Source organism: Acidovorax sp. Root267, from assembly GCF_001429215.1.
Classification (GTDB): Bacteria; Pseudomonadota; Gammaproteobacteria; order Burkholderiales; family Burkholderiaceae_C; genus Acidovorax; species Acidovorax radicis.
The window spans coordinates 18,083-36,413 of the sequence record NZ_LMJC01000007.1 but is presented as its reverse complement, the minus strand read 5'-3'; the positions used below and the strand labels follow the sequence as shown (position 1 = coordinate 36,413).

At 64.8% G+C, this 18,331-nt stretch carries 16 protein-coding genes; 11 read left to right on the top strand and 5 right to left on the bottom strand.

Translation table 11 applies throughout. The features are described from left to right. Positions 1 to 69 precede the first annotated feature (69 nt). The 4 genes from ASE39_RS08215 to ASE39_RS08200 all read right to left on the bottom strand — a co-directional run bounded on the left by ASE39_RS08215 (position 70) and on the right by ASE39_RS08200 (position 3,869). Positions 70 to 1,197, bottom strand: coding sequence for a branched-chain amino acid ABC transporter substrate-binding protein (locus ASE39_RS08215; RefSeq protein ID WP_010458793.1), 1,128 nt, complete (start codon positions 1,195 to 1,197; stop codon positions 70 to 72). A gap of 131 nt (positions 1,198 to 1,328) precedes the next feature. After that, positions 1,329 to 1,601: a hypothetical protein gene (locus ASE39_RS27065; RefSeq protein WP_225585251.1), complete on the bottom strand. Its 273-nt coding sequence runs from the start codon at positions 1,599 to 1,601 to the stop codon at positions 1,329 to 1,331. A gap of 329 nt (positions 1,602 to 1,930) precedes the next feature. Then, the gene (locus tag ASE39_RS08205) at positions 1,931 to 2,365 is read right to left on the bottom strand and encodes a DNA polymerase III subunit chi (RefSeq protein WP_057270814.1); all 435 of its coding nucleotides are present in this window, start codon (positions 2,363 to 2,365) and stop codon (positions 1,931 to 1,933) included. 7 nt (positions 2,366 to 2,372) lie between these two features. Then, positions 2,373 to 3,869, bottom strand: a complete 1,497-nt coding sequence (locus ASE39_RS08200) for a leucyl aminopeptidase (RefSeq protein ID WP_057270813.1) — start codon at positions 3,867 to 3,869, stop codon at positions 2,373 to 2,375. A gap of 73 nt (positions 3,870 to 3,942) precedes the next feature. Here ASE39_RS08200 and lptF point away from each other — a divergent pair, with 73 nt between their 5' ends. The 6 genes from lptF to ASE39_RS08170 all read left to right on the top strand — a co-directional run bounded on the left by lptF (position 3,943) and on the right by ASE39_RS08170 (position 9,294). Beyond that, positions 3,943 to 5,046: an LPS export ABC transporter permease LptF gene (lptF, locus tag ASE39_RS08195; RefSeq protein WP_010458789.1), complete on the top strand. Its 1,104-nt coding sequence runs from the start codon at positions 3,943 to 3,945 to the stop codon at positions 5,044 to 5,046. After that, entirely contained in the window at positions 5,043 to 6,149 is a 1,107-nt protein-coding gene (gene lptG / locus ASE39_RS08190; protein WP_010458787.1) for an LPS export ABC transporter permease LptG, read from the top strand. The genes lptF and lptG overlap by 4 nt, the downstream gene beginning before the upstream one ends. Positions 6,150 to 6,185: 36 nt before the next feature. Then, complete coding sequence (locus ASE39_RS08185) at positions 6,186 to 6,572, top strand: CbiX/SirB N-terminal domain-containing protein (RefSeq protein ID WP_057270812.1); 387 nt, start codon at positions 6,186 to 6,188, stop codon at positions 6,570 to 6,572. Between the two features lie 65 nt (positions 6,573 to 6,637). Continuing rightward, on the top strand, positions 6,638 to 7,579 hold the full coding sequence (locus ASE39_RS08180; RefSeq protein ID WP_010458783.1) for a CysB family HTH-type transcriptional regulator: 942 nt from the start codon (positions 6,638 to 6,640) through the stop codon (positions 7,577 to 7,579). Positions 7,580 to 7,633: 54 nt separating this feature from the next. After that, on the top strand, positions 7,634 to 8,821 hold the full coding sequence (locus tag ASE39_RS08175; protein ID WP_057270811.1) for a pyridoxal phosphate-dependent aminotransferase: 1,188 nt from the start codon (positions 7,634 to 7,636) through the stop codon (positions 8,819 to 8,821). Between the two features lie 35 nt (positions 8,822 to 8,856). After that, a complete protein-coding gene (locus tag ASE39_RS08170; RefSeq protein WP_057224644.1) occupies positions 8,857 to 9,294 on the top strand; it encodes a T6SS immunity protein Tdi1 domain-containing protein in 438 nt (145 codons plus the stop codon). A 34-nt stretch (positions 9,295 to 9,328) separates the two neighbouring features. Here the strand turns inward: ASE39_RS08170 and ASE39_RS08165 are convergent, their stop codons facing one another. Further along, the gene (locus ASE39_RS08165) at positions 9,329 to 10,231 is read right to left on the bottom strand and encodes a DMT family transporter (protein ID WP_057270810.1); all 903 of its coding nucleotides are present in this window, start codon (positions 10,229 to 10,231) and stop codon (positions 9,329 to 9,331) included. Positions 10,232 to 10,734: 503 nt separating this feature from the next. Here ASE39_RS08165 and kdpF point away from each other — a divergent pair. The 5 genes from kdpF to ASE39_RS08140 all read left to right on the top strand — a co-directional run bounded on the left by kdpF (position 10,735) and on the right by ASE39_RS08140 (position 18,250). Further along, positions 10,735 to 10,830 carry a K(+)-transporting ATPase subunit F gene (gene kdpF, locus ASE39_RS08160; RefSeq protein ID WP_010458774.1) on the top strand — a complete coding sequence of 32 codons (96 nt, stop codon included), beginning with the start codon at positions 10,735 to 10,737 and terminating at the stop codon, positions 10,828 to 10,830. Beyond that, positions 10,827 to 12,620 (top strand): potassium-transporting ATPase subunit KdpA, encoded by a 1,794-nt coding sequence (gene kdpA, locus ASE39_RS08155; RefSeq protein ID WP_057270809.1) that lies wholly within the window; start codon positions 10,827 to 10,829, stop codon positions 12,618 to 12,620. Before kdpF ends, kdpA begins: the two co-directional genes overlap by 4 nt. 20 nt (positions 12,621 to 12,640) lie before the next feature. Beyond that, positions 12,641 to 14,707 carry a potassium-transporting ATPase subunit KdpB gene (gene kdpB, locus ASE39_RS08150; RefSeq protein WP_010458770.1) on the top strand — a complete coding sequence of 689 codons (2,067 nt, stop codon included), beginning with the start codon at positions 12,641 to 12,643 and terminating at the stop codon, positions 14,705 to 14,707. Positions 14,708 to 14,847: 140 nt separating this feature from the next. Beyond that, entirely contained in the window at positions 14,848 to 15,465 is a 618-nt protein-coding gene (gene kdpC / locus ASE39_RS08145; RefSeq protein ID WP_057270808.1) for a potassium-transporting ATPase subunit KdpC, read from the top strand. 67 nt (positions 15,466 to 15,532) lie between these two features. Further along, a complete protein-coding gene (locus ASE39_RS08140; RefSeq protein ID WP_057270807.1) occupies positions 15,533 to 18,250 on the top strand; it encodes a DUF4118 domain-containing protein in 2,718 nt (905 codons plus the stop codon). Positions 18,251 to 18,331: the final 81 nt, after the last annotated feature.

Below are 18,331 nucleotides of genomic sequence, written 5' to 3'. Positions count from 1 at the left end.
TTCCCGAAGGAAGCCCTTTTGTTTTGGCCCTGCAAGGCACAGAGTGCCTTGCAAGTGGGACCCCTCCAATTACAGAGGGGTCTTCTTGCCGTCCTTGTAGACGTACAGCGTGATCGAGGGGTTCTTCATTTCGCCGTTAGGTTCGAAGGCGATGGCAGAGGTCACACCCTTGAAGTTCGCCTTGGCCAGTTCGTTCACATACACCTTGGGGTCCACCGAGTTGGCGCGCTTCATGGCGTCAACCAGCAGGAACGTGGCATCGTAGGTGTAAGGGCTGTACACCTGGAACTGGTTCGGGTACTTGGCATCGTACTTGGCCTTCCAGGCGGTACCGCCAGGCATCTTGGCCAGCGAGGAACCGCCTTCGGCACAGATCACGTTAGCCAGGGTCTTGGCACCGGCAGCCAGCTTGGCGATTTCAGACGTGCAGACGCCGTCACCACCAAAGTACTTCACATTGCCCATGCCCAGCTGTTCCATCTGGCGCAGCATAGGACCGGCTTGAGGGTCCATACCACCGTAGAACACGGCATCGGGGTTCTTGGACTTGATGGCGGTCAGGATGGCCATGAAGTCAGTGGCCTTGTCGGTCGTGAACTGCTCGTCCACCACCTTCATACCCTTGGCAACAGCGGTCTTCTTGAACACGTCTGCCACACCTTGGCCGTAAGCGGTACGGTCATCGATGATGGCAACGGTCTTCAGCTTGAGCGTATCGACTGCGTAGAACGCCAGACCAGCGCCCAGCGCGTTGTCGTTGGCGATGATACGGAACGTGGTCTTGTAGCCAGGCTTGGTCAGGTTGGGGTTGGTTGCAGCGCCCGTCACCATTGGAATGCCGCAGTCGTTGTAGACCTTGGAAGCAGGAATGGTGGTACCGGAGTTGAGGTGGCCGACAACGCCAGCGACCTTGGAGTCGCACAGCTTTTGTGCAGCGGCCGTGCCCTGCTTTGGATCGGCAGCGTCGTCTTCGGCTTGAAGTTCGAACTTGATCTTCTTGCCGCCGATGGTGACACCTTGAGCATTCAGCTCTTCAATGGCCATGCGGGCGCCATTTTCGTTGTCCTTGCCGTAGTGGGCTTGGGCGCCAGAAACCGGAGCCACATGGCCGATCTTGACCACCTGCTCTTGTGCAGAGGCCACACCAGCAACAGCCGCGATAGCAGCAACCACGGTCAGTTTCAACTTCAATTGCATATCAAATCTCCAGTAAAGATAAACGCTGAGAATCTTCTTGTGTCTCAACGCAGGCGAACATATCGCAATTTACGGGCCAGATCATTAGGGAACACGATTAAACGCGAGAGAAACCACAGGGGAATACCCTGTCATCCCTTTGGCACAGAGGGTGCGCCACTGGCCAACTCATCCGCCACCGCCTCGTACACAGCGTGCCGGACCACGGATTCAATCTCTTCACGCAGCCGCGGCAGCACCGATCGTGTCTGCTCCTGCACCACCGTGGCGATTGCTTCGCGCAAACGTTGATCCAGCACAACATCCACCCGCTGCATGACCCGGTGCACCATGTACTCCTCCATGCCTTCAGGCAGGGGCCGCGTCAACACCGGTTTTGCAGCCACGGCGGCGAAGGGAGCCATAAGAGGCGCAGGCGCCGCCACAACCGCCGCAGCGGGTGCCCGTTGAGCCACAGCAGGGGACGCTGCGTGCACAGGCATGGGAGCAGCTGCAGGCCGTGGCGCGACCACAGCAGGCGGGCGGGCACTGGGCAATGGCGGACTCAATGGACGGGCCGCCGGCTGCGGCGCTGTTGCAAGGGGCCGCGCACTCGACAAGGCGGACGGAGACATGACCGTCGTGCGCAATGGTGCACCCGCTGCAGGTTGCAGGGGCACGGAGTCCGGCACCTGCACCACTTCGGTGAGGGTGGGAATAAAACGTGGAGGGGTTTTGGAAGGAGGCAGTGCCATCAGCCAGCTTTCAGCACAAGGTCGTGGCGGGTGATGGCGTAGCCGCGCGATGCATAGTGGCGCCAGCGCCCCCGGGCCTCGCCACGATCCACTTCATCCTGTGCACTCACCACCTCCACCAGTCGGTCAAACCGGCCAAATCCTTCGGGCACTTCCGCATGCAGGTTCAGCAGCACTTCGTGGTGCGGGGCAAACCGCGCATCAGCTGTCAGCAACACCGGCGACGCGTGGACCAGTTCTTCATCGGCATCGCCCAGGCAATGGGCCACAAAGTCCTGCGGTGCCAGGGCCCAGAGCATGCGATCCAGCACCGCCAGCGTGTCGGGCGGCGCCGCAATCACCAGCCGGGCCCCATTGCGCTGCACCTTGCGGGCGAAGCGGCATGCATAGGCCAGCTTGTCCGGCGCATTGAAGTGAAACGCAACCTCGGTCATCGTGCGCTCAGGCGGTCTTGGTGCGCACGGAGCGTTTTGCCGCCGCAGGCTTGGAAACCGGCTTGGCACTGGCCTGCCCCAGCAGATAGTGCACAAGAAGTCCCACGGGCCGCCCCGTGGCTCCCTTGGCGGCCCCCCCCTTCCAGGCCGTGCCGGCAATATCCAGGTGCGCCCATGGCAGGTCGCCCACATACTTTTGCAGGAACTTTGCGGCGGTAATGGAGCCCCCCGCACGCCCGGCCACATTGCCCATGTCCGCGAAGTTGCTCTTGAGACCGTCGGCATAGTCGTCGTCCAGCGGCATGCGCCAGCAAGGGTCTTGCGCAGACTCGCCAGCCTCCTGCAGCGCTGATGCAAGGGGATCATTGTTGGCAAACAGCCCACTGCGCACGCCACCCAGCGCAATCACGCAAGCGCCGGTCAGCGTGGCAATGTCCACCACGGCGGCAGGCTTGAAGCGGGCGGCGTAGGTGAGCGCGTCGCACAACACCAGGCGGCCTTCGGCGTCGGTGTTCAGGATTTCGATGGTCTGTCCGCTCATGCTGGTGACCACGTCACCCGGCTTGACGGCACGGCCATCGGGCATGTTCTCGCAGGCGGGGATCAGCCCCACCACATTGACAGAGGGCTGCAGCTCGCCCAACGCGCGGAACGTTCCCAGCACGCTGGCAGCACCGCACATGTCGAACTTCATTTCGTCCATCTCCGGGGCAGGCTTGATCGAGATGCCCCCGGTGTCGAAGGTAATGCCCTTGCCCACCAGCACGATCGGCGCCTGGTCCTTGGCCGCGCCGTTGTAGCGCAATTCAATGAATCGCAGGGGTTCCTCGGAACCCCGTGCCACGGCAAGGAAGGCGCCCATGCCCAACCGGGCCACTTCGGCCGGGCCATGCACCTTGCACTGGATACGAGGCAGCTTGGCCAGGGTCTTCGCCGCATCGGCGAGCAGGCTGGGGGTAGCGTGGTTGGCGGGGCGATTGCCCCATTCACGCGCAAACTCCACCCCAGCCACCAGGGCTACACCAGCGTCGAAGTCTTCGCGCACATCTGGTGCGCTATGGACCCCCACCACGCAGCGGCTCAGGCTGCGCGCTTCGACCTTGGTCTTGGTGGTGGTGTAGACATAGCTCACTTCGGCCACAGCTTGCACAGCGGCGCTGACGGATGCGGCTTGCACGACGCCAGCAAAACACAGCACCACCCGCTTGGTTTGCGGCGCCTTGATGGCACCGCCAACCGCCTGCAGCGCCTGGCGCGTGGCGCGGGCAGACCCGTCGCCCAGGCCCACCAGCACCACGCGACGGGCGGCAACGGCAGGCACCTGGTACAGCTGCAGGTGCTTGCCCGCCTTGGTGGCCAGATCTCCGTTCTTGAGCGCCAACGCCGCCAGGGCAGACAGTGCATCCTTGCCAGGCTTGAAGCCCTCAGGCAGCAGAACGACCAACAGGTCGCATTTTTCCGAAGCTGCCGCAGCAAGGTCAAGGGTCTTGAGATCAAAGTTCATAATCGGTGTTTTCCTTTTGAGCGTGCTATGCACTTTGACATGCACGCAAAAGTGCATAGCGCGCTCTTCACCAATGTTATTCGATTCATCCATCCGCAAGGAGCTGGCGCGCAGCTTCGGCGCGACGCTCGTGGTGCTGGTGACCGTGGTCATGACCATGATGCTCATCCGCACCCTGGGACAGGCATCCAAGGGCAGCGTGAGCCCTTCCGATGTGATGCTGGTCATGGGCTTCACCGTCCTTGGGCAGTTGCCCACCATCCTGAGCCTGAGCCTCTTCATCGCCGTGGTTGGCACGCTGTCGCGCATGTACCGTGACAGTGAAATGGTCATCTGGTTTGCCAGTGGCCGTGGCCTCATCAGCCTGCTGCGGCCGCTGCTGCGCTTTGCGTGGCCGGTGATGGTGATCATTGCCGTGCTGTCGCTGCTGGTCTGGCCCTGGGCCAACTCCCAGATCCAGGAACTCAAGACGCGCTATGAACAGCGCAGCGACATCGATCGCATCGCGCCCGGCGAATTCCAGGAATCCTCCAACGGCAGCCGGGTGTTCTTCATTGACAAGGACAGCCCTGACACGCAAGCCGGCAACAACATCTTCATCGCCGCCACCGACGGCGCCCGCGAATCCGTGACCTCTGCACGCAGCGCCCGGCTCGAGACACGGGGCGGCGAACGCATGGCGGTGCTGAGCGAAGGCCAGCGGCTGGAGACCTCACGCGACAAGCCCGGCGTCAAGATCAGCGAGTTCGTCGAATACGGCACCCGCATTGGCTCCGCACCCGCAGGCTCGGCGGAAGAACTCTCCGTCAAGACCCGCGCCACGCACGAGTTGCTGATGCAACCCTTGCCCGCCTACCGTGCCGAGCTGGGCTGGCGCCTGGGGCTGGCGCTGGCCGCCATCAACTTTGTGGTGCTGGGCCTGGCCGTGGCCAGCGTCAACCCGCGCGCTGCACGCAGCACCAGCCTGGTATTCGCGCTTTTTGCCTTCATCGTGTACTACAACCTCATGACGCTGGGGCAAAGCTGGGTGGGCGCGGGCCGGCTGGGCCTGGTGAGCTTCATGGTGCTGCTGCATGGCGGCATGCTGACGATGTCGCTGCTGATCCTGGCTGCGCGCCACAACCACTGGACCGTGCGGCGGCTCTGGCAGCCCAGGCCGACCAGGAGCCCTGCATGAAAACCATCCGCCGCCTGATCCACCGCGAAGCCCTATTTGCCGTCGCCTTTGTCACCGCCGGATTTCTGGCGCTGTTCTTCTTTTTCGACCTGGTGGACGAACTGCGCTGGGTGGGCCGCACCGGCGCCGAGGGTTACCAGCTCTCGCACGCGTTCCTGTTCGTGGTGCTGAGCATTCCCAGCCACCTGTACGAGCTGCTGCCCATTACCGTGCTTATCGGCACCATCTTCGTGATGGCGCGGCTCGCCCAAAGCTCCGAGTTCACCATCATGCGCACCAGCGGCATGGGTCCCTGGCGCGCATTGCGCACCCTGGTGGCGCTGGGCAGTTTTTTTGTGCTGCTGACCTTTGCGGTCGGCGACTACATTGCGCCGCTCACAGACCGCACGGCCCAGCTGGTCAAGGTGCGATACCTGGGGCGCCTGACCACGGGCGCCACTGGCGCCTGGCTCAAGGAGCGCCAGGACGATCACTCCTATGCCGTGAACGTGCGCGCCCTCACGCCCAATGGCGGCATGCTGGACGTGCGCATCTTTGAATTCGATGCCAAGGGCCGGCTGGCATCGCAGACGCGTGCTGCGACAGGCCAGTTTGGGTCAGAAGGGGCATGGAACCTCGAGAATGTAAAGCGCAGCCGGTTTGAACAACGCGGCAGCGACGAGGCGCGTGTGGAGCACCTGGACGCCCCCACCCTGCAATGGCCCACCCGCATCAGCGCCGACATGGTGGCCGCCTCGCTGCTCAAGCCGGACCGCATGGCCACCATTGATCTGTTCCAGTACATCCGCCACCTCGACGCCAACGGCCAGTCCGCCCAGCGGTATGAGATCGAGTTCTGGCGCAAGGTGTTTTACCCGCTCAGTTGCCTGGTGATGGTGGTGCTGGCCCTGCCCTTTGCCTACCTGCATTTCCGCTCGGGCGGCATTGCGGGCTATGTGTTTGGCGGGGTCATGGCGGGCATCAGCTTCTTCCTGCTGAACAACGTGTTTGGCTACGCAGGCAATCTGCAGAACTGGTCGCCCTGGCTCACCGCTGCAGCGCCGGGGCTCATCTATTCGGTGCTGTCGCTGGCGGCCTTTGGCTGGTTGGTGCTCAGACGGTGACCTGAAACTCCCAAGCCTCACGGCACAAAAACCCCAATGCCCCCCGACATCTCACGGCGCGCCATCGTCCTTTTTTCTCACGGCTCGCGCGATCCGCTGTGGCGCGCGCCCATGGAGGCCGTGGCCGCACGCATCGCCGCCCAAGCTCCCAACCCGCAGGTGGTCTGCGCCTACCTGGAGCTGTGCGCCCCCTCACTGGCTGACGCCACCCGACAGGTTGTAGCCCAAGGCGCCACCCAAGTCACGGTGGTGCCCATGTTCCTGGGCACTGGCAAACATGCCCGCGAAGACCTGCCCCTGCTGGTGCAGGAACTGCGTGCCACCCACCCCGACGTTCAATTCCATGTGCAGACCGCCATCGGCGAAGACCCGCGCATGACTGCCCTGATGGCAGAAATTGCCTGCGAGCCCCCTCAAAATTGACGGTTCTGTCGAAATCCCTTAGATGCTTGCAGCATAATGATGCAACCCTTTAGGCGATATCAGATATGAACCTGCACCAATTTCGCTTCGTTCAAGAGGCCGCACGCCGCAACCTCAACCTGACCGAAGCCGCCAAGGCCCTGCATACGTCGCAGCCGGGCGTCTCCAAAGCCATCATCGAGCTGGAAGAAGAACTGGGCGTGGACATTTTTGCCCGCCACGGCAAACGCCTCAAGCGCATCACCGAGCCCGGCCAGCATGTGCTCAAAAGCATCGAAGTCATCATGCGCGAGGTCGGTAACTTGAAGCGCATTGGCGAGCAGTTCAGCGCGCAAGACAGCGGCACCCTCAGCATCGCCACCACCCACACCCAGGCCCGGTATGTGCTGCCCGTGCCCGTGGCGCGGCTGCGCGAGGCCTACCCCAAGGTCAACATCAGCCTGCACCAGGCCACGCCGCACGAGGTGGCACGCATGGTGATCGATGAAGTGGCAGAAATCGGCATGGCCACCGAATCGCTGGCTGACTACCCTGAACTCGTGACCCTGCCCTGCTACGAATGGCAACACGTGCTGGTGGTGCCCAACGACCACCCGCTGGCGCAAAAAGAACGTATCGGCCTTGATGACCTCGCACATGAGGCGCTCATTACCTACCACCCCTCCTTCACCGGCCGGGGCAAGATCGACCAGGCCTTTGCCGCCCGCAAGCTGCAGCCGCGCATCGTGCTCGAAGCCATCGACTCCGACGTGATCAAGACCTATGTGCGCCTGGGCCTGGGCATCGGCATCGTGGCCGAGATGGCAATGCGCGACGACCCGGTGGGCGACCTGGCCGTGCGCCCCGTGGGGCACCTCTTCGGCCAGAGCGTGGCCCGTGTTGCTTTCAAGCGCAGCGCCTACCTGCGCAACTTCGTCTACAAGTTTGCCGAACTGCTGAGCGACCGCCTGAGCCGCGACCTCATCGCCCGCGCCATGACGGGGCACGTCAACGACTACGAGCTGTGACCGCTCCACCATCCAGCTGATTGCAGAACACACTGATTTCCACGTTGTTGCGCCATGACCCAAGCTAACGCCGCCTCCATTGCTGCCACCGCACGCACACCCGCCTTCCCCAGCAAACTGCCCAATGTCGGCACCACCATCTTCACGGTGATGTCGGCCCTGGCCACCGAGCACAAGGCCGTCAACCTGGGCCAGGGCTTCCCGGACTTTGAATGTGCCCCCGAGCTGGTAAACGCCGTCACCGCCGCCATGCAGGCCGGCCACAACCAGTACCCGCCCATGCCCGGCATCCCCGCGCTGCGCGAGGCCGTAGCCCACAAGATCGAAGCGCTGCACGGGCGCGCCTACAACCCCAACACCGAAATCACCATCACGGCCGGCGCCACGCAGGCCATCATCACCGCCATCCTGGCCATCGTGCACCCGGGCGACGAAGTCATCGTGCTCGACCCCTGCTACGACAGCTACGTGCCCAACATCGAGTTGGCCGGTGGCAAAGCCGTACGCGTTCCACTCACGCCCGGCACCTTCCGCCCCGACTTCGCCAAGATCAGCGCCGCGATCACGCCGCGCACCCGCGCCATCCTCATCAACAGCCCGCACAACCCCAGCGCCACCATCTGGACGGCCGAGGAAATGCGCCAGCTCGAAGACCTGCTCGCGCCCACCAACATCCTGCTGATCAGCGACGAGGTGTACGAGCACATGGTGTTCGACGGCGCTGACCACCAGAGCGCCGCGCGCTTTCCGGGCCTGGCCGACCGCGCCTTCATCGTGTCGAGCTTCGGCAAGACCTTTCACGTCACCGGCTGGAAGGTCGGCACCGTGGCCGCCCCCGCAGCGCTGACGGCCGAGTTCCGCAAGGTGCACCAGTTCAACGTATTCACGGTGAACACCCCCATGCAGCACGGCCTGGCCGCCTACCTGCAAGACCCCACGCCCTACCTGCAGCTGCCCGCGTTCTACCAGGCCAAGCGCGACCTGTTCCGCCAGGGCCTTGCGGGCTCACGCTTCAAGCTGCTGCCCAGCACCGGCAGCTACTTCCAGTGCGTGGATATCTCGGCCATCAGCGATTTGAACGAGGCCGATTTCTGCCAGTGGCTTACCCGTGAAGTGGGCGTGGCGGCGATTCCGTTGTCGGCGTTTTATGGCGACGGGTTTGACCAGCGTGTGGTGAGGTTCTGCTTCGCCAAGAAGGACGAAACGCTGCGTGCCGCGCTGGAGCGGCTGCGCACGCTGTAAGGTTGACCAGCTTGTTGCACCATATTTTCCCAACAATGAGCCTCATTGACGAAATTCGCGAGTCTTGGGGCTGGGCTGGAATCGAGCCTACAGAGGTCGTCGCCGAAAACGATTTCGGCAATCTCATCATCAAAGACGAGCATGGCTGCTATTGGCGACTGTGCCCAGAAGACTGCTACTGCAAAGTCATTGCAACCAATCGCCCGGAGTTTGATGCGCTCTCAAGCGATCCTGCTTTTTTAGAGGACTGGCACATGGCTGCGCTTGTCGATTCGGCAAGCAGCAGATGCGGCCCGTTAACAAGCGGTAGGAAATACTGTCTCAAGATTCCTGGTGTTCTGGGCGGCATCTATGGCGGTGACAATCTCGGCACCGCGCCACAAATCGAACTCGTGCGCTTCTCGGGGGACATTGCTCACCAGATTGAGACGCTTCCTGACGGGACGCAAATCCGGCTAAGGGTCTTGGACTGACGCTACGCGCACCATGCCCAGGCTGATGAGATCGTCATCGGGCCTGCCTTGCCAGCCACACACCCGCAGCCGCCAGCGCCATCCCCACCAGCGCCCAGCCGCTGAGCGTCTCGCCAAACATCGCCCAGGCGATCAGCGCGGTGGTGGGCGGGGTTAGGTAAAACAGGCTGGCCACGTTCACTGCCCCGCCCCTTCGGATGAGCAGGTTCAGCAGGCTCACGGCGCCCAGCGACAGTACCAACACGAGCCAGCCCAGCGCAAACACAAACTCTCCGGTCCACGATATGGCCATGGATTCGGTGGCGTAGGCGACCACGGCCATGGCGGCGGCACAGGGCAGGTACTGGATCACCGAGCCGGTTCGCAAGTCGAACGAGGGACAAAACCGCTTCTGGTACAGCGTGCCAGCGGTGATGCCCAGCAGCGCGACCACAGCGGGCAACAGCATGCCCCACAAAGCACCCGCAGGCACGGTAGCCACCTTGCCGGCCACTACCAGCGCCACACCCGTAAAGCCCAGGGCCAGGCCCGCCCACTGCGCGGCCCGCACCTTTTCACCGAGCAGGGCCCCCGCCACCAAAGCGGTCAGCAGTGGCTGCAGCCCCACCACCAGCGCCGTGATGCCCGACGGCAGCCCGTGGCCGATGGCAATGAACACCCCGCCCAGGTACACGCCGTGCACCAGCAGGCCCGACACCCCGATGTGCAACCAGGCCCTGCCCGACAGCGGCCAGGGTGCACGCGCCACGGCCACTACCGCGAGCATGAGCACGATGACGATGGCAAACCGCAGCGCAAGAAAAGTCAGCGGCTCCACATACGGCAGTCCCAGCTTGGCGCCGATAAAGCCCGTGCTCCAGAGCGCCACAAAAAGCAGAGGGACCAGCGAATCGAGCGGACTGGAAGCGCTGGGACGGAGCGGAGTAGCCTGGGTCATGGAGGAAAGAAGCGAATGCAGGGTGGGGATGATCGCAGCTTGCGAGCGTCTGTGCTCCAGGCCGGCATATGCGCTCTCGTGACGCGCGATGGGCAGGAGCAGGTCTCAGCGCGTGCCGCACCTCGGCAAGGTGCGCAGCCGCAAAGACACCAGGCGCCAGCGCAAAACCAGCAGGCCAGTGGTCCGTTCAGAGAAAAAAATGAATAAAAATGACCTCTAGCGCTTTATTGATAAGCGCTATATGCTATACATTTTATAGCAAATCCCAGCACCCCCTTTCTGTTGGCCCGGCCCTGGTGCCTGCGCGTCTTGATGCGTTCTTGATACCCCGCCCCGCACTCTTGCGCCCATCTTGATACGGTGGTTCCTAGCATCGGTCCATGTCTCAAGGAGGACGATATGGACTGGATTTTTTTGGCGGCGGGAGGCCTGCTCTGGCTGGCCGTCTACGGGCTGACCCAGGGCTGCGCACTGCTGCAGCGCCAAGCGCAAGGGGGGCGGTCATGACCAGCGGCTGGATGATTCTGGCGGCCGTACTGGCTGCGGCCCTCTTGGTGTACCTGGTCGCCGTACTGCTGCGGCCGGAGGACTTTTCATGAGCACCAGTGCCTGGCTGCAATTGGCGGTGTTTTTGGCCCTGCTGCTGGCGCTGGCGTGGCCGCTGGCACGCACTATCGACGCCGTGATGGCCGGCCGCTTTGCGCTGGGGCGGCGGCTTGAGGGGCCGCTGTTCCGTCTCGCGGGCGTGCGGCCCGATGAAGAAACCGGCTGGCTGCGCTACGCGCTGGGGCTGCTGGTGTTCAACGGGCTGGGTGTGCTGGCGGTGTATGCGCTGCAGCGCTGGCAGGCTGTGTTGCCATTCAACCCGCAGGGCATGCCTGCAGTGGCACCGGACTCGGCCTTCAACACCGCCATCAGCTTTGTCACCAACACCAACTGGCAGGGCTATGGTGGCGAGAGCACCATGAGCTACCTCACGCAGATGCTGGCGCTGACAGTGCAGAACTTTCTGTCTGCCGCCACGGGCCTGGTCGTCGTCATTGCGCTGGTGCGCGGGTTTGCGCGGCATTCAGCGCAGAGCATTGGCAATGTGTGGGCCGACCTGACCCGCGCCACGCTCTGGGTGCTGCTGCCCCTGTCGCTGGTGCTGGCCGTGGTGTTTGCGGGCCAGGGCGTGATCCAGAATCTGTCGCCCTATACCGAGGTACAGACGCTGGAGCCCGTGCATTACGACGCGCCCAAGCTCGATGGCGCAGGCCAGCCGGTGCTGGACGCCCAGGGCGCTCCCGTCACCGAGCCTGCAACCCAAACCACGCAAACGCTGGCCATGGGCCCCGTGGCCTCGCAATTGGCCATCAAGATGCTGGGCACCAATGGAGGCGGCTTCTTCAACGCCAACTCCGCCCACCCGTTCGAGAACCCGTCGGCGACCAGCAACCTGCTGCAGATGCTGGCGATCTTCCTCATCCCCGCCGCACTGTGCCTGGTGTTTGGCCGCATGGTGGGCGATGAGCGCCAGGGCTGGACGATTCTGGCCACGATGAGCCTGCTTTTCGTGGTAGCAGTAGTAGCAGCCACCGCCTTCGAGCAGCAAGGCAACCCGCTGCTGGCATCGCTGGGTGTGGACCAGGCTGCCAGCGCCCTGCAGGCAGGCGGCAACATGGAAGGCAAAGAGACGCGCTTTGGCATCGCTACCTCGGCCCTGTTCGCCGTCATCACCACGGCCGCCAGCTGCGGCGCAGTGATTGCCATGCACGACAGCTTCACCCCGCTGGGCGGCATGGTCCCCATGGTGCTGATGCAGATGGGCGAGGTGGTGTTTGGCGGTGTCGGCTCGGGCCTGTACGGCATGCTGGTGTTCGCCATCATGGCCGTGTTCATTGCCGGGCTGATGATTGGCCGCACGCCCGAGTACCTGGGCAAGAAGATCGAGACGCATGAGATGAAGCTCGTCTCCATCGCCATCCTCGTCACGCCGTTGCTCGTATTGCTCGGTACCGCCGTGGCGGTGATGAGCGAGGCGGGTCGTGCGGGCCTGTCCAACCCCGGCGCGCACGGCTTCAGCCAGGTGCTGTATGCGCTGTCTTCCGCCGCCAACAACAACGGCAGCGCCTTTGCAGGCCTGTCGGCCAACACCCCCTTCTACAACGTGCTGCTGGCCGTGGCCATGTGGCTGGGCCGCTTTGGCGTGATCGTGCCCGTGCTGGCCATGGCTGGGTCCCTCGCCGCCAAGAAGCGCGCCACCGCCACCGATGGCACCTTGCCCACCCACGGCCCGCTGTTTGTGGCGCTGCTGGCGGGTGTGGTGCTGCTGGTGGGTTTGCTGAACTATGTGCCCGCCCTCGCGCTGGGCCCGGTGGTAGAGCATCTCGTGCTCACACCCCGTTAAGAAATGGCTGGGAGATTGTGATGACTCGCAAGACATTGACCCTGTTCGACCCTGCCCTGGTGCGCCCAGCGCTGCTGGAGGCGTTCAAGAAGCTGGACCCGCGCGTGCAATGGCGCAACCCGGTGATGTTTGTGGTGTACGTGGGCAGCGCCTTCACCACCGCGCTGGCCGCCAGCAAACCCGAGGGCTTCACCGCTGCCGTGGCGCTGTGGCTGTGGTTCACCGTGCTGTTTGCCAACTTTGCCGAGGCCATGGCCGAAGGCCGCAGCAAGGCCCAGGCGGCCTCGCTGCGCGGCCTGAAGAAGCAGACCTGGGCCAAGAAACTCGATGGTCAGTTTGACCGGGCCACCCCACGCACCGCCATGACCTGGCTGCCGCTGGAGGCCGACAACCTGCGCAAGGGCGACGTGGTGTTGATTGAGGCGGGCGACACCATCCCTGCCGACGGCGAGGTGATCGATGGCGTGGCCTCGGTGGACGAGAGCGCCATCACGGGCGAGTCGGCCCCCGTGATCCGCGAATCGGGCGGCGACTTCTCGGCCGTCACCGGCGGCACCCGCGTGCTGTCGGACTGGATCGTGGTGCGCGTGGCCGTGAACCCTGGCGAGACCTTTGTGGACCGCATGATCGCCATGGTGGAAAACGCCAAGCGCCACAAGACGCCCAACGAGATTGCACTGACCATCCTGCTGGTGGCGCTGACCATCGTGTTCCTGGGCGTGGTGGTCACGCTGCTGCCCTTTTCGATGTTCAGCGTGCAGGCCAGCGGCGCGGGCAAGCCTGTGAGCCTGGTGGTGCTGGTGGCCCTGCTGGTGTGCCTGATCCCCACCACCATTGCAGGCTTGCTCAGTGCGATTGGCGTGGCGGGCATGAGCCGCATGATGCAGGCCAATGTGATCGCCACCTCGGGCCGCGCGGTGGAGGCTGCGGGCGATGTGGACGTGCTGCTGCTGGACAAGACAGGCACCATCACCCTGGGCAACCGGCAGGCCAGCCAGTTCGTGTCTGCCCCCGGCGTGACCGATGCCGCATTGGCTGATGCCGCACAGCTCGCATCGCTGGCCGACGAAACGCCCGAGGGCCGCAGCATCGTGGTGCTGGCCAAGCACAAGTTCAACCTGCGCGAGCGCGACCTCTCCAGCCTGCAGGCCGTGTTTGTGCCGTTCACTGCCCAAACGCGCATGAGCGGGGTGGACCTACCCGGCCCGCGCCTGCTGCGCAAGGGTGCAGCCGATGCCATCCGCAAGCATGTGGAGGCACTGGGCGGGCGCTTTCCTACCGCCGTGCAGACGGCGGTGGACGATGTATCGCGCCGCGGCAGCACCCCGCTGGTGGTGGCCGATGGCGCCCACGTGCTGGGCGTGGTGGAGCTCAAAGACGTGGTCAAGGGCGGCATCAAGGAGCGCTTTGCCGAGCTGCGCCGCATGGGCATCAAGACCGTGATGGTGACGGGCGACAACCGCCTGACAGCTGCCGCCATTGCCGCCGAGGCGGGTGTGGACGACTTTCTGGCCGAGGCCACGCCCGAGGCGAAGCTGCAGCTCATTCGCAGCTACCAGGCCGCCGGGCAGTTGGTGGCGATGACGGGCGATGGCACCAACGACGCGCCCGCCCTCGCCCAGGCCGACGTGGCCGTGGCTATGAACACCGGCACCCAGGCCGCCAAGGAGGCCGGCAACATGGTGGACCTGGACAGCAACCCCACCAAGCTCATCGAGATCGTGGAGACCGGCAAGCAGATGCTGATGACGCGCGGCTCACTCACCACGTTCAGCATTGCCAACGACATCGCCAAGTACTTCGCGATCATCCCGGCGGCGTTCGTCACCACCTACCCGCAGCTGTCGGCGCTGAACTTCATGCACCTGGCCAGCCCCTCGTCGGCCATCCTGTCTGCCGTGGTGTTCAACGCGCTGATCATCATCTTCCTGATCCCGCTGGCCTTGAAGGGCGTGGCCTACCGCGCCGTGGGTGCCGCCGCGCTGCTGCGCCGCAACCTGGCTATCTATGGGCTGGGGGGCATGGTGGTGCCGTTCATTGGCATCAAGTTGATTGACATGGTGTTCGCGGCAGCCGGGTTGATCTGAACCAGGACCTCCCCCTGTGTCGCTTCGCGCCTTCCCCCTCCTCTCGCTTCGCTGCGGGGCGGCCCTTGCTCGGTGTCCCCTCGCCTGAGCAGCGCCAGTCTGATGCGCAGCTCCCGGAATTTCATTGAAAGGAAAATCGTATGCCTATCCGTATCCCCCGCGACGACGTGCCCGCCAGCCCAGGCGGCCTGCTGCGCCCTGCCCTCACGCTGTTTGTCGTGCTGTCCATCGTCACCGGCCTGCTCTACCCGCTGGCCGTGACCGGCGTGGCACAAACGGCCTTCCCGCACCAAGCCAACGGCAGCCTCATCACGCAAGGTGGCAAGGCGGTGGGCTCGGAGCTGATCGGCCAGTCGTTCACCGAGCCCGGCCACTTCTGGGGCCGCCCTTCGGCCACGGCACCCATGCCGTACAACGCATCGGCCTCGGGTGGCTCCAACCTGGGCCCCACCAACCCGGCGCTGGCCGAAGCCGTGAAGGCACGCATCAACGCCCTGCGCGCTGCCGACCCCGGCAACACCCGCCCCGTGCCCGTGGACCTGGTCACCACATCGGCCAGCGGGCTGGACCCACACATCAGCCCCGCCGCTGCCGACTACCAAGCCGCCCGTGTGGCAAAGGCCCGTGGCCTGCCGCTGGCGCAGGTGCAGGCCCTGGTGCAGCAGCACACCGAAAGCCCCTGGCTGGGCCTGCTGGGCGAGCCGCGCGTGAATGTGCTGGCGCTGAACCTGGCACTCGATTCGCTATCAAATAAATAGCTGCTTACGCTCTATGTACAAGCGCCAGATGCCGATTTGATTCATATTTGGTGGATACACTGTGCCCATGCAGGATCGCCCCGACCCCGACGCGCTGCTGCAGCGCATCCAGCAAGAGCAGGCCCAGCAGCAGCGTGGGCGGCTCAAGGTGTTTTTTGGCGCCTGCGCGGGGGTGGGCAAGACCTTTACCATGCTGTCCGCCGCGCGGGCGGCGCAGGCGCAGGGCCTGCCCGTCACCATTGGCGTGGTCGAGACCCACGGCCGCGCCGACACCGAGGCGCTGACAGCGCACCTGCCCCGCCTGCCGCTGCGCGCCCTGCCCTACAAAGACCGCACCCTGCCCGAGTTTGACCTGGACGCCGCCCTGGCCTGGGGCGCTGCGAACCCCGAGGGCCTGGTGCTGCTGGACGAGCTGGCCCACAGCAATGTGGCCGGATCGCGCCACCCCAAACGCTGGCAAGACGCCGAAGAGCTGCTGGCCGCAGGCATCGACGTGTGGTCCACCATGAACGTGCAGCACCTGGAGAGCCTGAACGACATCGTCAGCGGCATCACCGGCATCCGCGTGTGGGAGACGGTGCCCGACCAGTTTTTTGACGCGGCCGATGAAGTGGTGGTGGTCGACCTGCCGCCCGACGAGCTGCTGGCGCGCCTGAAGGCCGGCAAGGTCTACCTGCCCCAGCAAGCCGAGCGCGCCGCCGCCAACTTCTTTCGCAAAGGCAACCTGCTGGCCCTGCGCGAGCTGGCCCTGCGCCGCACCGCCGACCGGGTGGACGACGAAATGCGCGCCTACCGCCGCGCCAGCACCACCACCGCCGAGGCCGTGTGGCCCAACCGCGAAGCCCTGCTGGCCTGCGTGGGCACCGGCGACAACGCCGAAAAAGTGGTGCGCAGCTGCGCCCGCCTGGCCGCCCAGCTCGACCTGCCCTGGCACGCCGTGCATGTGGAAACGCCCGAGCAGCAAGGCCACTCGGCCACCCTGCACCCGCAGGTGGAGCGCACGCTGAAGATCGCCCAGCAACTGGGCGCCGCCGCCTGCGCCGTGCTGCCCGCAGCCAAGCCCGCCCAGGCCCTGGTGCGCTATGCGCGCGAGCACAACCTGGTGCGCGTGGTGATGGGGCGCAGCACCCGGCGCTGGCCGTGGCAGGCCACGCTGGCCGAGCAGATCGGACAAAGTGCCAGCGACCTGGACCTGCTGCAGGTGGGCACACTGCCTAGCCGCAGCGCCGACACCACCGAACGCAAAACCACCCGCACCAGCACCGCAGCCCCCCGCGCTGCATTCTGGCCCGGCTACATCGCCGCCGCCCTGGCCTGCTGCATTGCCGCCGTCATTGCCACACCGCTGGCCAACGTGCTGGAGCTGACCAACATCGTCATGCTGTTTTTGCTGGTGGTGGTGGGGGTGGCGCTGCGCTTTGGGCGCGGCCCGGCCATCATGGCGGCGTTCCTGGGCGTGGGGTTTTTTGATTTCTTCTTTGTGCCGCCCCGCTTCAACTTTGCGGTGAGCGACGCGCAGTACGTCGTCACCTTCGCCGTGATGCTGGTGGTGGCCCTGGTGGTGGGCCAGCTCACCGCCGGGCTCAAGGTGCAGGCCGAGGCCGCCACCGACCGCGAACACCGCGTGCGCAGCCTGTACGACATGGCACGGGACCTGTCTGCCGCCCTGCTGCCCGAACAGGTGGCCGAGATTGGCGCACGCTTTATCACGGGGGAATTCAGCGCAGGCAGCACGCTGGTGGTGGCCGACGATGACAACCGCCTGCAGGTTCTGCCCGGAGGCAACGCCCCCGTGGACATGGCCGTGGCGCAATGGGCATTTGAGCGCGGCGAGCCCGCAGGCCGGGGCACGGACACCTTGCACTCCAGCCCCACGCTGGTGCTGCCGCTCAAGGCGCCGATGCGCATCCGTGGCGTGCTGGTGGTGGCGATGCCGCAAGGCCAGGTGCCGGGCGTGGAACCGCGCCGCCTGCTGCAGACCTGCGCCTCGCTGCTCGCCATTTCGCTCGAACGCATCCACTACATCGACGTGGCGCAAAAGAGCACCGTACAGATCGAGTCCGAGCGGCTGCGCAACTCGCTGCTCTCGGCCATCTCGCACGACCTGCGCACGCCGCTGGCTTCGCTGGTCGGCCTGGCCGAATCGCTGGCCATGGTGCAACCGCCCCTGCCCGCGCACCAGCAGGAGCTGACCGGCGCCATCCAGCAATCCGCCCAGCGCATGAGCGCACTGGTCAACAACCTGCTGGACATGGCCCGACTGGAGGCTGGGGCCGTACAACTCAACAAAGCCTGGCAGCCGCTGGAAGAAGTGGTGGGCAGTGCCCTGGCCGCCAGTGCCCCCGCCATCGCTGCGCACCGGGTCGAAGTGACTCTGCCCGACGACCTGCCGCTGCTGCAGATCGATGCCGTGCTGATGGAGCGCGTGCTGGTCAACCTGCTGGAAAACGCCGCCAAGTACACCCCCGCAGACACCACCATCCACATCAGCGCGCAGCCCCAAAGCGACGCGGTGGCACTGACCCTCACCGACGAAGGTCCGGGCCTGCCCAAAGGCCGCGAGGAGCTGCTGTTTGAAAAGTTCGAGCGCGGCGCCCGCGAGAGCGCGACGCCCGGTGTGGGCCTGGGGCTGGCGATTTGCCGCGCCATCGTGCAGGCGCATGGTGGCAGTATCCGGGGCGATACGATCCACAACGCACAGGGCCAGCCTACAGGTGCGCGCTTTACGCTGCTGCTGCCACGCGGCACGCCGCCCACCGACCTGGGCGATGATGCCGACGCCTGATTCCGTTTCCAAATCATTCGTGTCTAGGCGCGAAGCCGCAGACAGTGCTGTAGCACGGCAAGGCGAAGCAACAACGACACG